Genomic DNA, 12,184 nt, shown 5'->3' on the forward strand with positions numbered 1-12,184 from the left:
CCCGCTGTGGGGAATTCACAGGCTCGTCTGAAGGCGGCTGAGCTGACCGACGACGCGAACTCCGTGATCGGACCGCTTCGGGGATATCACCACGAAACCTATGTCTTCCCTCTCCCGGGCGGAGCCAGGTACAAGTGCCGGGATCCGCGGCCAGGACTTCTGTGGTTCGACCGAAGATGCTTCGCGTCCGAGGAGCAACTGCTCTGTGCGCTCTCGGGGCGTATATCGGGGATCCCGGACGTCATCGAAATCGGCGGCACCATCTTGCAGCGGTTCATCGAGGGACGGACCCTTGGAGAGCTGTTCGGGGCGGGCTGCCCGGTGCCTGACCAGATCCTCAGGCAGATCATCGGCCTGTTCCGCCAGATGGTGGAAGTGCCCCACGAAAGCCTTTCGGTGCAACGCCGTTGTATATCCGAGGACCGGCCGGAGGACGGTGACAGCGACGGGTTCCTGGAACGGCTCGTCCGCTTCACCGAGGAACAGGTCTACCGGGCGAACCTTCCGGAATTCGAAGGGCTCTTCCAGGACCTCGGCGTGACCGCCGAATCCTTCAGGCATCTCCGCAAGTGTGTCTCGGGACTGCGGGAACGTCGCTTCTGCCTGCTCCACGCCGATCTGCACCGCGAGAACCTCATCGTCGACGCCGGCCGGCGCCTGTGGACGATCGACTGGGAGCTGGCCGTGATCGGCGACCCGCTCTACGACCTGGCCACCCATCTGCACCTGATGCGGTACCCGCCCGCGCAGGCACGGGCCGCGGCCCAGCAGTGGGCCGACACCGTGGACCGCGTCCGCCCCGGCAGCGCGGCCGGCTGGCGGCACGACCTGCCGCTGCTCCTCGGCTACAAGCGGGCCCAGTCCCTCATCACCGACGTGATCCGGGTGGCCCTGTCCCTGGGCTCCTGGCCACAACCGCACTGGCGGCAGCTCGCCCAGGCGGCACTGAAACTGCGCCGCGTGCTGGCCGACGCGGCCCTGTGGCTGGGGCTCGAGTCGGTCCCGGGCACCCGGCAGATCGCCACGGCACTCGTGCGCCGGCAGCGCGAGTACGGAAGGAGCCCCGGGTACGTCCCTGCGTAGGCTCACCCCATGGATGAGCAGATCGGCCTCCGCGAGCGCAAGAAGCGGCGGATGTACAAGGACGTGTCGGACATCGCCGTGCGGCTGTTCCTCGAGAAGGGCTTCGACGCCGTCTCCGTCGCGGAGGTCGCCGCCGCGGCCGGGATCTCCAAGCCGACGCTGTTCCGGTACTTCCCGGCGAAGGAGGACCTCGTCCTGCACCGGATCGCCGACCACGAGGACGAGGCCGCCCGTGTGGTGACCGGCGCGGCCTCGCCGCTGGGGGCGCTGCGGCGGCACTTCCTGGACGGGCTCGGACAGTGCGATCCGATCACCGGGCTGAACGACCACCCGGAGGTACTCGCCTTCCACCGGCTGCTGTACGGCACCCCGGCCCTGGTGGCGCGGATGCACGAGTACCTGCGGCGGTCCGAGGCCGCGCTCGCCGGGGCGCTCGGCGGCGACCTGGACGCTCGGCTGGCCGCCGGGCAGATCGTCGCCGTGCGGCGGATCCTCGCGGAGGACAACTGGCGGCGGATCGCGGCGGGGGAGCGGGTCGACGAGGTGCGGGCGGACGCGATGGCGGCGGCGGAGCGGGCGTTCGGGCTGCTGGAGGCCGGACTGCCGTGGCTCGGGGAGGCCACGGGCAACAACTGATACTCGGTAAAAGATGTAACTCGGTTGCGTTATTGCGCTACGCTTGGCGCATGACGTCGACCGAGTTCGCCCTCCAGGACTCCCTGCGCCGTGAGCGCTCCTTCCACGACACCTGCCGCGCCGCCCTCGCCGGCATGGCCACCGGTGCCGACCAGCAGGTCGTCACCGGCCAGGACGTCTCCGCCTCCGGAGCCGACGCCGAAGTGCTCGGGTACCGGCTGCGCAGCCATGCCAAGGCCCTGCGCGAACTCCCCGAAGGCCCGCTGTTCTTCGGGCGGCTGGACTTCGACCACACCGACCCCGAGCACGCCGGGCAGAACTACCACGTCGGCCGGCTGCGGATCACCGAGGACCCGGCCGCCCCGCCCCTGGTCGTCGACTGGCGCGCCCCCGTCTCCCGCGCCTTCTACCAGGCGAGCGCCCGCGACCCCCGGGGAGTGGCGGTCCGGCGCCGCTTCGGCTGGACCCCCGGCAGCCGCGGCGACTCCGCCGACCTCACCGGGCTGGAGGACGAGCACCTCGGCAGGGGCGAGACGGGCAGCGGCGAGATCGTCGCCCGCGAGATCGAGCGGCCCCGCGTCGGCCCCATGCGGGACATCGCCGCGACCATCCAGCCCGAGCAGGACGACCTCGTACGCGGCGGCCTCACCGAGTCGGTCTGCGTGCAGGGCGCTCCCGGCACCGGAAAGACCGCCGTCGGCCTGCACCGCGCCGCCTACCTGCTCTACACCCACCCGCAGCGCGTCCAGCGCTCCGGACTGCTGATCCTCGGCCCCAACCGCACCTTCCTCTCCTACATCTCCGAGGTGCTGCCCTCCCTCGGCGAGACCGGCGTACGGCAGTCCACCCTCCTCGAGGAGATCGCCCTCCACCCGGTCACCGGCACCGACACCGAGCGGGCGGCCGTCGTCAAGCACGACGCCCGCATGGCCGAGGTGCTGCGCCGGGCGCTGTACGCGCGCGTGTCCGCCGAGGGCGTCGAGTCGCTCGCCGTGGCGGACGGTTCGTACCGGTGGCGGATGACGGCCGACGAACTGGTGGATATCGTCCAAGGGGTGCGGGCCGAGGAGCCGCCGTACGCCGTCGGGCGCGAGCGGGTACGGACCCGGGTGGTGCGCTGCCTCCAGGCGCAGGCCGAGCGGCGTACCGGGCCCCGCCCGCCCGCCTGGGTGCGGAAGATCGAGCGGGCGCGGGGCTTGAGCGCGTACGTCGACGCGGTCTGGCCGAGGGTCCGGCCGGAGGAGGTCGTCGCCGGGCTCCTCACCGACCCGGCCGAACTGGCCCGGGCCGCCGACGGCCTCCTCGACGCCGACGAGCAGGAGGCGCTGCTGTGGGCCCGCCCGCCGCGCTCCTGCAAGTCCGCCCGCTGGTCGGCCGCGGACCTGGTCCTCCTCGACGAGGCCGCCGGGCTGATCGAGCACCCCGAGGGATACGGGCACATCGTCGTCGACGAGGCGCAGGATCTCTCCCCGATGGAGTGCCGGGCCGTCGCCCGCCGGGCCGGTTTCGGCTCGCTGACCGTACTCGGCGACCTGGCGCAGGGCACCACGCCGTGGGCCGCGCGGGCCTGGGACGTGCAACTGCGGCACATGGGCAAGCCGCACGCGGCCGTGGTGCCGCTGACCACCGGGTTCCGGGTGCCTGCCGCCGTCCTCGAACTCGCCAACCGGCTGCTGGCCCGCCTCGACGTCGCCGTCCCCCCGGCCCGCTCCCTCCGGTCGGAGGGCGAGCTGCGGATCCGGCGGGCCGACGACGTCCTCCGCGCGACCGTGACGGCCGTACGGGACGCGCTCACCCGGGACGGTTCCGTCGGCGTCATCACGGCCGACGCGGACCTGACCCGGGTGCGCGACGCCCTCGCGGCGGCCGGCATCGACACGGCGGGCCCGGACGAACTCGGCGCCCGCGTCACGCTGGTGCCCGCGACCGTCGTCAAGGGCCTGGAATACGACCACGTCGTCGCCGTGGAACCGGCCGCCGTCGCCGAGGCCGAGGAACGCGGGCTGCACCGGCTGTACGTGGTGCTCACCCGCGCGGTCTCACGACTGGACGTGGTGCACGCCCGGCCGCTGCCCTTCTGACGCGGCGGCCACCGGGCGGCTACCGGGCGGCTACCGGTCGGTGCCGGCGGCGTCGAGGAGCGGGACCAACTGCTCCTCCTCGTAGTCGAGATGGTCCTCCAGCTCCTTGGTCAGCCGTACGACCTCGGCGCGCGCCTCGGCCGGGTCCTCGGCGGCGACCGCCCGGCGCAGCTCGCCGACGAGCACGGCGATCCGTTCGTGCTCCAGGCGCAGCCGCTCCCGGACCGGGGCGAACTCGGGGTGCCGCTCGGCGAGGAACGGGAACATCATGGTGTCCTCGCCGGTGTGGTGGTTGTGCAGGCCCTGGCAGAACGTGAGGCAGTTGACCCGCAGCTGCGCGCCGAGGGAGCTGCCGCCGCTCGCCATCTCCTTCCGGATCAGGGCGAGTTCGCGCCGGAAGGCGTCATGGACCAGCCTGATCGCCTCGCCCGGCGAGCGGGCCTCGATGTGTCCGGGGCCGGACGTGGCGATCCGCTCCAGCGCGACGACCGGGATCACCCGCCCCGCCTTGCGCTGGTACTCCGCCCAGCCCGGGTCGGCCTCCACCGCCCGCGCGAAGGCCCGCTCGCGTTCGTCGCCCGCCAGGACGACGGCGCGTGCCTCGTACGTGAACACGCCGCTCTCCACGGTCACTTGCGGATGTGCGAGGAGGTTGCGGTACCAGTCGGGGTGCCGGGTCGAGCCGCCCGCCGAGGCGATCACCAGGACACGGTCGCCGCCGTCGGGGAGATAGCCGACGGGTGTGGTGTGCGGGGTGCCGGTGCGGGCACCGGTGGTGGTGAGCAGCAGCAGCCGGCCGCCCTCGAAGGGGCCGCCGACGCGGCCGTGGTGGGCGCGGAACTCGTCGATGACGCGTCGGTTGAAGTCGTGTGGATCGAAGTCGTGTGGATCGAAGTCCGGACTGAAGTCGTCGGGCACTCTCTCTGCTTTCTTCCTCTGCGGTCGGTGTTCACGGACGCAGAGGAAGAGGCGGGCTCCTGGCCCGCCGCGGCCTCACTCAGAGGCCGGGCACCCAACTCGCTCACGGCACAAGGCCGACCCGGCAGTCATGATCGGGAGGCTATCGTCCCCTCATGACCGACGCCACCGACTTCCAGGCCATCCCGACCACCACCCTCGCCGACCTCCTGGGCCGTGCTCAGGTCATGGGTCTCGGCATCCGGTCCCTGTGGGACCCGGTCCCGCACCTGGCCGGGCCGGCGTACACCGTCAGCTGCCCGCCCGGCGACAACCTCATGCTGCACGCCGCGATCCACCGTGCGCGGCCCGGCTCGGTCATCGTCGTGGAGTCGGGCGACCTGGAGTACGCGCTGGCCGGCGGCAACGTGTGCGCGGTGGCCAGGCGGCGCGGCATCGCGGGGTTCGTCGCCGACGGGGTGGTCCGCGACCTCGCCGAGATCCGGGAGATGGGCTTCCCGGTGTTCGCGCGCGGTGTCGTTCCGATACCGGGCGCGAAGTCCGTCGTACGGCCGCTGAACCGGCCGGTGCGGTGCGGCGGGGCCGAGGTCGCAGCCGAGGACGTGGTCGTCGCCGACGAGGACGGGATCGTGGTCGTGCCGTCCGCCCGCCGGGCCGAGGTGCTGACGGCGGCCCGGGCCCGGCTGGCGAAGGAGGCCGCCGAGAGCCTCGACGCATGGGAGGCGGCACACCGGGCCCGCATCGACGAAATCCTCGCCGCGGAGGGTTATGAGGGCTGATCCTGGCCGGCGATGCTGCTCTTCCTCGACATCGACGGAACGCTGCTGCCGTTCGGCGCGGACGACCCGTACCCCGTGTACGAGTCGCCCTCCGTGCCCGCGGCGGCCGTCGCCGACAACCCCCTGCTGACCCGGATCGACCCGGCCCTCGGCCCCCGGCTCGCGGCGCTGGGCTGCGCCCTGGTGTGGGCCACCACCTGGCTGGACGACGCGAACGCCTTCGTCGCCCCCTGGCTCGGCCTGCCCCCGCTGCCCGTGGTGGACTGGCTCGACGAGGACGAATCCCCCGGCCGCCTCCACTGGAAGACCCGGCCGCTGGTCGCCTGGGCGGCCGGCCGCCCCTTCGTCTGGCTGGACGACGAACTCACCGGGACCGACCGCGCCTGGGTCGCCGCCCACCACCCCGGGCGGGCCCTCCTCCACCGCGTCGAGCCCCGCCACGGACTCACGGACACCGACTTCAGCGTGGTGCGGGAGTGGCTTCGGGCTCCCGGCGCGCGCCCGTAGTACGCGTGAACAGCAGGCCGCTGACCGCGCACACGAGCACCGCGAGCAGGAACGCCCAGCGCCCCCGCCGTCGTACCCGTCGCGAGCGGCGTCCCATCGCGGCCAGGCCGAGGCTCGCGCGGCCGGAGCCGGGCGTCACGCCGGCGGCTGGGTGAGTTTGGCGGCCACGGCGTCGAGGACCCAGTCCAGGCCGGTCGTGAAGGATGTCTCGGCGTCCACGTCCGTGCCGTCGTGGACGGCCTTGGCCAGTGCCGGGAAGCGGCCCGTGGCCAGCATCCTCGTCACGTGCGCGCCGGAGGCACGCTGCCAGTCGCGCTTGGACAGGCCCGTGGTGCGCTCGGCCCGCAGGTTCGCGATCTCGCGCCTGATCGCGCCGGTGAAGTAGGCGCTGACGGTCTCCACGGCGCGCATGACGGTGTCGATGCCGGCGAGGCCGTCGAGGGCGGCGAGCGTGGCCTCGGTCACGGCGAGGCCGTTCGGGCCCAGGGTGGGGCGGCCGCCGAGCAGGTCGGCCAGCCATTCGTGGCGGAGAGCGGTCTGCCTGGTGCGGTGGGCGAGGACGCGCAGCGCCTCCCGCCAGTCACCCGGCTGCTCCTCGGGGAGGATCTCGCCCTGGACCTCGTCCACCATGAGGTCGAACAGCTCCTCCTTGGTGGAGATGTATCCGTACAGCCGCATCGGGCCGGCGTTCAGCCGGGCGGCGACCTTGCGCAACGACACCGCCTCCAGCCCGCCCTCGTCGGCCAGCGCGACGGCGGCGGCGACGATCCGCTCCCGGTCGAGCGGCACGGGGCGAGTCGGCGGCTCCGGCCGGTCCCACACAGTCATGGTCACATCGTAGTGTTGCGATGCATCGTATTGGGGAAATACAGTGTATCGGCATGAGACATCGCATCGCAGTGGTCGGGGCCGGTCCCGGCGGCCTCACCTTCGCCCGCGTCTTACACCGCCACGATCACCCCGTCACCGTCCTCGAACGTGATCCCGCGCCCGACGCCCGCCCCCCGGGCGGCACGCTGGACCTGCACGAAGGGCTGGGCCAGCTCGCGCTGGCCAAGGCAGGGCTGCTGGCGGAATTCGAGGCGCTGTCCCGTCCCGAGGGGCAGGCCATGCGCATCCTGGACACGGACGGGACCGTCCTGCGCGACTGGCGGCCCCGTCCGGATGACCGGGCCAATCCCGAGATCGACCGCCGGCAACTCCGTGACCTGCTGCTCGGCCCTCTCGACGTCCAGTGGGGTCGGGGCGTGACACAGGTGGTGCCCGGGGCCCGGGACGGCGTGCTCGTCCATTTCGCGGACGGGCGCCAGGAAACGTTCGACCTCGTGGTCGGCGCGGACGGCGCCTGGTCCCGGACCCGCCCGGCGGTCTCGCCGGTGACGCCGCACTACACCGGCGTCACCACGGTCGAGACCTCCCTCGACGACGTCGACACCCGCCACCCCGACCTCGCCGGGCTGATCGGCGACGGCTCCGTGGCGGTGTACGGCGTGAACCGGAAGCTCGTCGCCCAGCGCAACAGCGGCGGCCACGTCAAGGTGCACGCCCAGTTCCGCGCGCCACTGGACTGGCACGCGCACCTGGACCTGGCCGACGCCGAGGCCGTGCGATCGAGCCTGCTGACCCTGTTCGACGGCTGGGCCGCTCCCGTCCTCGACCTCCTCCGCCACGGCACCGCTTTCGCCCACCGCCCCCTCCACGTCCTGCCCGTGTCCCACACCTGGACCCACGTCCCCGGGGTGACGCTCCTGGGCGACGCCGCCCATCTGATGCCCCCCTTGGGCGCGGGCGCGAACCTCGCGATGCTGGAGGGCGCCGAACTCGCCGAGTCCATCGCCACCGGCCTCGGAGATCTGGACGAAACCGTCCGCGCCTTCGAGGAACAGATGTGGGCACGGGCCGGCCGGTGGGCGAAGATCACGACGGCCGGTCTGGAACGCCTCGTCAGCCAGGACCCTGCCGAAGCACTCGCGCTCTTCGACCGAGTCCACTGAGACTGAGCACGGTAGGTGTCGTCAACTTCGAAGACTGCCCCTCCCAGGGGAGCCGTACGGCTTCCCTGGGAGCATGAGCGATACCCGGCGCCCTTTGTGGTCCCACCGCTGTACGTGGACGGACCTGCTGGTTCCGGTCGCGCTGGACGCGGGGCGGGGTGCCTTGGACATCTCCGATGGCTGGCCGGACCGGTGGACGGCGACGTGGAAGTACGCCGGGGGCGAGATCACGGGCTGGTGTCGACGAGGCGCCTGCACGGTTTCGAGAGTCTCGAAGAGGACCAGCCGCTCGTGGCCTTGGACTTCGCCGGTGACCTGGTTGATCGACGTGCGCCCCCGGGACTTGATCGAGAATCCGAAGCAGAAGGATGGGCGAAGGTTTCGCGCCTGCCCCCGGCGCTCGGCCGAGCCACGGCAACCTCGTGCCCCGGCGGTCCCGCCCCGCCTCCGATCCGAGGCGGGGCGGGACGTCAGTCCGCGGAACCCCTCTCCGGTGCCCCGTCGCCCACGGTGTCCGGATGTGGGACGCGGCCGGCGGACTGGTCGTCGGTGTGGTCCGCCCCGTGCGGGTCGATCGTGGCCGCCCAGCGTTCCGCCCAGCGGGCGAGGGGGTTCAGGGCGTGGCGTGCCTCCTGCCCCAGCGGGGTGAGCTCGTAGCGGCTGTCCGGTAGTTGGTGAATCACCTGGGCATCCAGCAGTTCGGTCAGGCGCTGCCGCATCACGCTGGAGGACATGTCGTCGCACCGCTTCTGCAAGGGGCGGAATCCGAGCGGACCCGCGCGAAGCTCCCACAGGATGCGCAGACTCCACCGCCGCCCGAACAGATCGAGTGCGGCCATGAGGGGGCGGCCGGTGGTCGAGCCGCGAACAGGACTGCCAGGTCTGGGTGTTGCCATGTCGGGATGTCCAGCTCTCCAGGGTTGATGCTTCGAATTCCGACACGCTAGCATCGGTGACCGCTTCGGAAATCGAAACGGAGGAGGCCGTCGTGGCACCTGCCCTGACGACCTGGGTGAGAGGCGGCGTTCCTGAAAGCCCGGGCCGACGGAGGCGATCACCTCGGCAGCCCGTCCACCATGACAGCGACCGCCCACCGCGACCGCACGGGACACCGGATCCGAGTCGGCGGCCAGGCAGCGATCGTGCGCACGGTCATCCGATGAGGCCTGCGCGCTCACGGCGAGGGTGCCGGTGCCCAGCAGGTCCAACTGCTCCTGTGAGAGCCCGGCCAGTCCTGGCGGCATCTCCCCATCCGATCGCAGCCCCAGCCGGTTGATCGAAGCCGTCCGCCTTCGACGCCGTCTCCGCCGGCTCGCTGACCCACAGCGAGCCGGCCATGGATCTGAGCATGCTTCTGATCATCAATTCCGAACACAGGAGGTACACCGTGGCCAAGGGCTACTGGGTCAGCGTCTACCGCACCATCGCAGACCCTGAGAGGCTTGCTGCCTACGACAAGCTGGCCGGTCCAGCCGTCAAGGACGCGGGCGGGCGGCTGCTCTCCCGCGGCAGCCGGGTCGTCGCACACGACGCCGGAATCGCCGAGCGCACCGTCCTGATCGAGTTCGACAGCTTCGAACAGGCGGTCGCCGCACGCGCGAGTGCGGCCTACCAGGAGGCGCTGGCCGTACTTGCTGACGGCGTCGAGCGCGACTTCCGCATCATCGAAGGCCTCGACTGACGACCGATGCCGCGTCAGGGAGGAACACGATGCCGGCTGTGGGGATCACCCCGGCCCGTCAGCGCGCCGCACCGTCGCGAAAGCGTCAGGCCGGTGGCATCGGCGGGGGTGCGTTCGGCGAGGGTTGTCCCAGCCCGCGAGGCGGGAGAGGTCAGGACTGCGCGGTCCGGAACGCGAGATACCGGCTGAAGGCTTCGTGGCTGTCGGGGGTGAAGCGCCACTCCAGCAGGGCCGAGTCGAGCTCCGGCTCGGTCAGCCAACCATGCCAGGCGACCTCATCGGGATCGGGGACCATGGCGTCCGGCACCACGGCTTCGTGCACGCCGAGCCAGTGGGGGCTCAAGCCGCTGCGGTTGAGGAACGTGAACAGCAGGCGCGGCAGCGCACGTATGCCCAGCTCTTCGGCCAGCTCCCGCGCGGCGGCCTGTTCATAGGACTCGCCGACATCCACGGCGCCACCGACCTCGACCTCATAGAGTCCGGGGAAGCGTGATACCTGCTCCGACCGTCGGTGGACGAGGATCCGTCCCCGCTCGTCACGGCACACCGTCACGGCGACCCGGTGCAGCCAGCCCTCCCGGATGGCCTCCCGACGGCTGACCACCCCCAGCACGCGATCTTGACCGTCGACACGCTCCACCAGTTCATCCACGACGCACACCCTGGCAGAGCCCACCGACAACGCCGTTTCCCGGCGACTCGCGGAGGTCGGCCCCAAAGGCACCTGCACCCGGATGACGACAGTTGTCCTGCACATACGACACCTGTCGTGCTCAAGCTCATCCAGCCGGGGGCGTGACACGACACACTATTGCAAGCAGGTGCTTGCAATAGTTAGCGCGAATGAGGCAAGGTGGAGTCATGGCATCGCTCAACGTCGGCAATCTCGGTGAGTACCTGCGCGAGCAGCGGCGAAACGCCCAGCTCTCGCTCAGGCAGCTCGCCGATGCCGCCGGGGTGTCCAATCCGTATCTGAGCCAGATCGAGCGCGGCCTGCGCAAGCCGAGCGCGGAGGTGCTGCAGCAGGTCGCCAAGGCGCTGCGGATCTCCGCCGAGACGCTGTACGTGCGGGCCGGGATCCTCGACGCCGAGCGCGATCGGGACGAGGTGGAGACGCGTGCCGTCATCATCGCCGACCCGACGCTGAACGAGCGGCAGAAGCAGGTGCTCCTGCAGATCTACGAGTCCTTTCGGAAAGAGAACGGATTCGGGGTCGACGCCGCGGGCGAGGAGAGCACGGACGAGGACATCACGAGCGGCGCCGCCGCCGTGCGCGGCACCCGCACGGCTGACGGCGATGACGCCGATGCCGGCACAGATCCGCGGCAGACGGCCGGTTGAACCGGACCAGGGCACTGGCCGGCCTGCCGCGGACCCCAAAACCCTCAGCCGAACGTGAATCCGGGAGGACCATCACCATGGCCATCACCGACGACCTGCGCAAGACCCTCAGCGACCCGACCCCGCTCTACTTCGCCGCCGGTACCGCCGACCTGGCCCTCCAGCAGGCCAGGAAGGTGCCCGCCCTGGTCGAGCAGCTGCGCGCCGAGGCCCCGGCCCGCATCGACGCCGTGCGCAACACCGACCCCAAGGCCGTGCAGGAGAAGGCCGCCTCCCGGGCCAAGGAGGCGCAGGAGAACCTCCAGACCAGGGTCACCGAGTTCTTCGGCACCATCGACGGTGACCTGAAGAAGCTCGGCGAGTCGGCCCAGGACCTGGCCCTGCGCGGTGTCGGCGTCGCCGCCGAGTACGCCGTGAAGGCCCGCGAGACCTACGAGAAGGTCGCCGAGCACGGCGAGCAGACCGTGCGCGGCTGGCGCGGCGAGGCCGCCGAGGAGATCGAGGAGCTCGCCATCGCGGTCGAGCCGAAGAGCGAGCCGGCCGCCGCGAAGCCCGCCAAGCCGGCCGAGGCCAAGCCCGAGGCTGCCGCGGAGAAGAAGCCCGTGGCGAAGAAGGCGCCCGCACCGGCGCGCAAGGCCGCCACCGCCAAGAAGACCACGCCGCCCGCGAAGTGACCGACGGCGCGTGTACGGGCCGGGCACCCCTGGGGTGTCCGGCCCGTTCTGCGGGTACGGTGGCCGCGTAGGGATGGCAGACAACGGGCGGTGGGCAGCATGCTGATGTTGGGCTTCGCGGGGTTCTTGGGACTGCTGAAGATCGTCCTGATGGCCCTCGCCGCGTTCGGGCTCGTCGACGCCGCACTCCGGCGCGAGGATGCTTTCCGCGCGGCCGACAAGCAGAACAAGGTGTTCTGGCTGATCATCCTGAGTATCGCCCTCGTGGTGAGCTACCTGTTCTCCATCCTGGGCATCCTGCCGATCGCCGGCCTGGTCGCCAGCATCGTCTACATCGTCGACGTCCGCCCCGCCGTGCGCCAGGTCTCCGGCGGCGGCAACGGCTGGGGCCGCCGCCGCGGCGGCAGCAGCAGCGACGGCCCGTACGGCCCGTACAACGGCGGCCGCTGAGCCTCCGGCCGGGTTTGCGGCATCCGGTCCCGGCGGGACG

The 12,184-nt window shown here is 71.6% G+C and carries 14 protein-coding genes; 10 read left to right on the forward strand and 4 right to left on the reverse strand.

What is annotated here, in order from left to right; translation table 11 throughout:
* Window positions 1–63: 63 nt before the first annotated feature.
* Genes ACH45E_RS41060 through ACH45E_RS41070 form a run of 3 tightly spaced genes read left to right on the forward strand, consistent with a single transcriptional unit; the run spans window position 64 to window position 3,800 of the window.
* Window positions 64–1,083 carry a phosphotransferase family protein gene (locus tag ACH45E_RS41060; RefSeq protein WP_399042602.1) on the forward strand — a complete coding sequence of 340 codons (1,020 nt, stop codon included), beginning with the start codon at window positions 64–66 and terminating at the stop codon, window positions 1,081–1,083.
* A gap of 9 nt (window positions 1,084–1,092) precedes the next feature.
* On the forward strand, window positions 1,093–1,719 hold the full coding sequence (locus ACH45E_RS41065) for a TetR family transcriptional regulator (protein WP_361454129.1): 627 nt from the start codon (window positions 1,093–1,095) through the stop codon (window positions 1,717–1,719).
* Between the two features lie 50 nt (window positions 1,720–1,769).
* The gene (locus ACH45E_RS41070; RefSeq protein ID WP_361454126.1) at window positions 1,770–3,800 is read left to right on the forward strand and encodes an AAA family ATPase; all 2,031 of its coding nucleotides are present in this window, start codon (window positions 1,770–1,772) and stop codon (window positions 3,798–3,800) included.
* Window positions 3,801–3,830: 30 nt separating this feature from the next.
* Here the strand turns inward: ACH45E_RS41070 and ACH45E_RS41075 are convergent, their stop codons facing one another.
* The gene (locus tag ACH45E_RS41075; RefSeq protein WP_361454123.1) at window positions 3,831–4,718 is read right to left on the reverse strand and encodes a nitroreductase/quinone reductase family protein; all 888 of its coding nucleotides are present in this window, start codon (window positions 4,716–4,718) and stop codon (window positions 3,831–3,833) included.
* A gap of 155 nt (window positions 4,719–4,873) precedes the next feature.
* On the opposite strand from ACH45E_RS41075, the gene ACH45E_RS41080 reads away from it, so the two are divergent.
* Together ACH45E_RS41080 and ACH45E_RS41085 are read left to right on the forward strand one after the other, a co-directional pair.
* Window positions 4,874–5,497, forward strand: a complete 624-nt coding sequence (locus ACH45E_RS41080; RefSeq protein ID WP_361454120.1) for an RraA family protein — start codon at window positions 4,874–4,876, stop codon at window positions 5,495–5,497.
* A gap of 12 nt (window positions 5,498–5,509) precedes the next feature.
* Window positions 5,510–6,004, forward strand: coding sequence for an HAD domain-containing protein (locus ACH45E_RS41085; protein WP_361454117.1), 495 nt, complete (start codon window positions 5,510–5,512; stop codon window positions 6,002–6,004).
* Window positions 6,005–6,139: 135 nt separating this feature from the next.
* Here the strand turns inward: ACH45E_RS41085 and ACH45E_RS41090 are convergent, their stop codons facing one another.
* The gene (locus ACH45E_RS41090) at window positions 6,140–6,832 is read right to left on the reverse strand and encodes a TetR/AcrR family transcriptional regulator C-terminal domain-containing protein (RefSeq protein ID WP_361454114.1); all 693 of its coding nucleotides are present in this window, start codon (window positions 6,830–6,832) and stop codon (window positions 6,140–6,142) included.
* Window positions 6,833–6,885: 53 nt separating this feature from the next.
* On the opposite strand from ACH45E_RS41090, the gene ACH45E_RS41095 reads away from it, so the two are divergent.
* A complete protein-coding gene (locus ACH45E_RS41095) occupies window positions 6,886–7,998 on the forward strand; it encodes an FAD-dependent monooxygenase (protein ID WP_361454111.1) in 1,113 nt (370 codons plus the stop codon).
* 470 nt (window positions 7,999–8,468) lie between these two features.
* Here the strand turns inward: ACH45E_RS41095 and ACH45E_RS41100 are convergent, their stop codons facing one another.
* Complete coding sequence (locus tag ACH45E_RS41100; protein WP_399042590.1) at window positions 8,469–8,837, reverse strand: winged helix-turn-helix transcriptional regulator; 369 nt, start codon at window positions 8,835–8,837, stop codon at window positions 8,469–8,471.
* A 548-nt stretch (window positions 8,838–9,385) separates the two neighbouring features.
* Here ACH45E_RS41100 and ACH45E_RS41105 point away from each other — a divergent pair.
* Window positions 9,386–9,679: a DUF1330 domain-containing protein gene (locus ACH45E_RS41105; protein ID WP_361454340.1), complete on the forward strand. Its 294-nt coding sequence runs from the start codon at window positions 9,386–9,388 to the stop codon at window positions 9,677–9,679.
* Window positions 9,680–9,830: 151 nt separating this feature from the next.
* Here the strand turns inward: ACH45E_RS41105 and ACH45E_RS41110 are convergent, their stop codons facing one another.
* A complete protein-coding gene (locus tag ACH45E_RS41110) occupies window positions 9,831–10,331 on the reverse strand; it encodes an NUDIX hydrolase (protein WP_399042592.1) in 501 nt (166 codons plus the stop codon).
* A 209-nt stretch (window positions 10,332–10,540) separates the two neighbouring features.
* On the opposite strand from ACH45E_RS41110, the gene ACH45E_RS41115 reads away from it, so the two are divergent.
* From ACH45E_RS41115 to ACH45E_RS41125, 3 genes are all read left to right on the forward strand, one after another.
* The gene (locus ACH45E_RS41115; RefSeq protein WP_361454102.1) at window positions 10,541–11,020 is read left to right on the forward strand and encodes a helix-turn-helix domain-containing protein; all 480 of its coding nucleotides are present in this window, start codon (window positions 10,541–10,543) and stop codon (window positions 11,018–11,020) included.
* Between the two features lie 77 nt (window positions 11,021–11,097).
* A complete protein-coding gene (locus tag ACH45E_RS41120; protein WP_361454099.1) occupies window positions 11,098–11,694 on the forward strand; it encodes a hypothetical protein in 597 nt (198 codons plus the stop codon).
* 99 nt (window positions 11,695–11,793) lie between these two features.
* A complete protein-coding gene (locus ACH45E_RS41125) occupies window positions 11,794–12,144 on the forward strand; it encodes a DUF2516 family protein (RefSeq protein WP_361454096.1) in 351 nt (116 codons plus the stop codon).
* The last annotated feature ends 40 nt before the right edge of the window (window positions 12,145–12,184 follow it).

The sequence above is a fragment of the Streptomyces sp. NPDC020299 genome (assembly GCF_044387825.1).
GTDB lineage: Bacteria > Actinomycetota > Actinomycetes > Streptomycetales > Streptomycetaceae > Streptomyces.

Bases quoted from the DNA above. Each gene is read 5' to 3' on its own strand.
- ACH45E_RS41065 (WP_361454129.1), top strand. From the start codon at position 1,093: ATGGATGAGCAGATCGGCCTCCGCGAGCGCAAGAAGCGGCGGATGTAC.
- ACH45E_RS41100 (WP_399042590.1), bottom strand. From the start codon at position 8,837: ATGGCCGCACTCGATCTGTTCGGGCGGCGGTGGAGTCTGCGCATCCTG.
- ACH45E_RS41070 (WP_361454126.1), top strand. From the start codon at position 1,770: ATGACGTCGACCGAGTTCGCCCTCCAGGACTCCCTGCGCCGTGAGCGC.
- ACH45E_RS41085 (WP_361454117.1), top strand. From the start codon at position 5,510: ATGCTGCTCTTCCTCGACATCGACGGAACGCTGCTGCCGTTCGGCGCG.
- ACH45E_RS41115 (WP_361454102.1), top strand. From the start codon at position 10,541: ATGGCATCGCTCAACGTCGGCAATCTCGGTGAGTACCTGCGCGAGCAG.
- ACH45E_RS41095 (WP_361454111.1), top strand. From the start codon at position 6,886: ATGAGACATCGCATCGCAGTGGTCGGGGCCGGTCCCGGCGGCCTCACC.
- ACH45E_RS41125 (WP_361454096.1), top strand. From the start codon at position 11,794: ATGCTGATGTTGGGCTTCGCGGGGTTCTTGGGACTGCTGAAGATCGTC.
- ACH45E_RS41090 (WP_361454114.1), bottom strand. From the start codon at position 6,832: ATGACTGTGTGGGACCGGCCGGAGCCGCCGACTCGCCCCGTGCCGCTC.
- ACH45E_RS41080 (WP_361454120.1), top strand. From the start codon at position 4,874: ATGACCGACGCCACCGACTTCCAGGCCATCCCGACCACCACCCTCGCC.
- ACH45E_RS41120 (WP_361454099.1), top strand. From the start codon at position 11,098: ATGGCCATCACCGACGACCTGCGCAAGACCCTCAGCGACCCGACCCCG.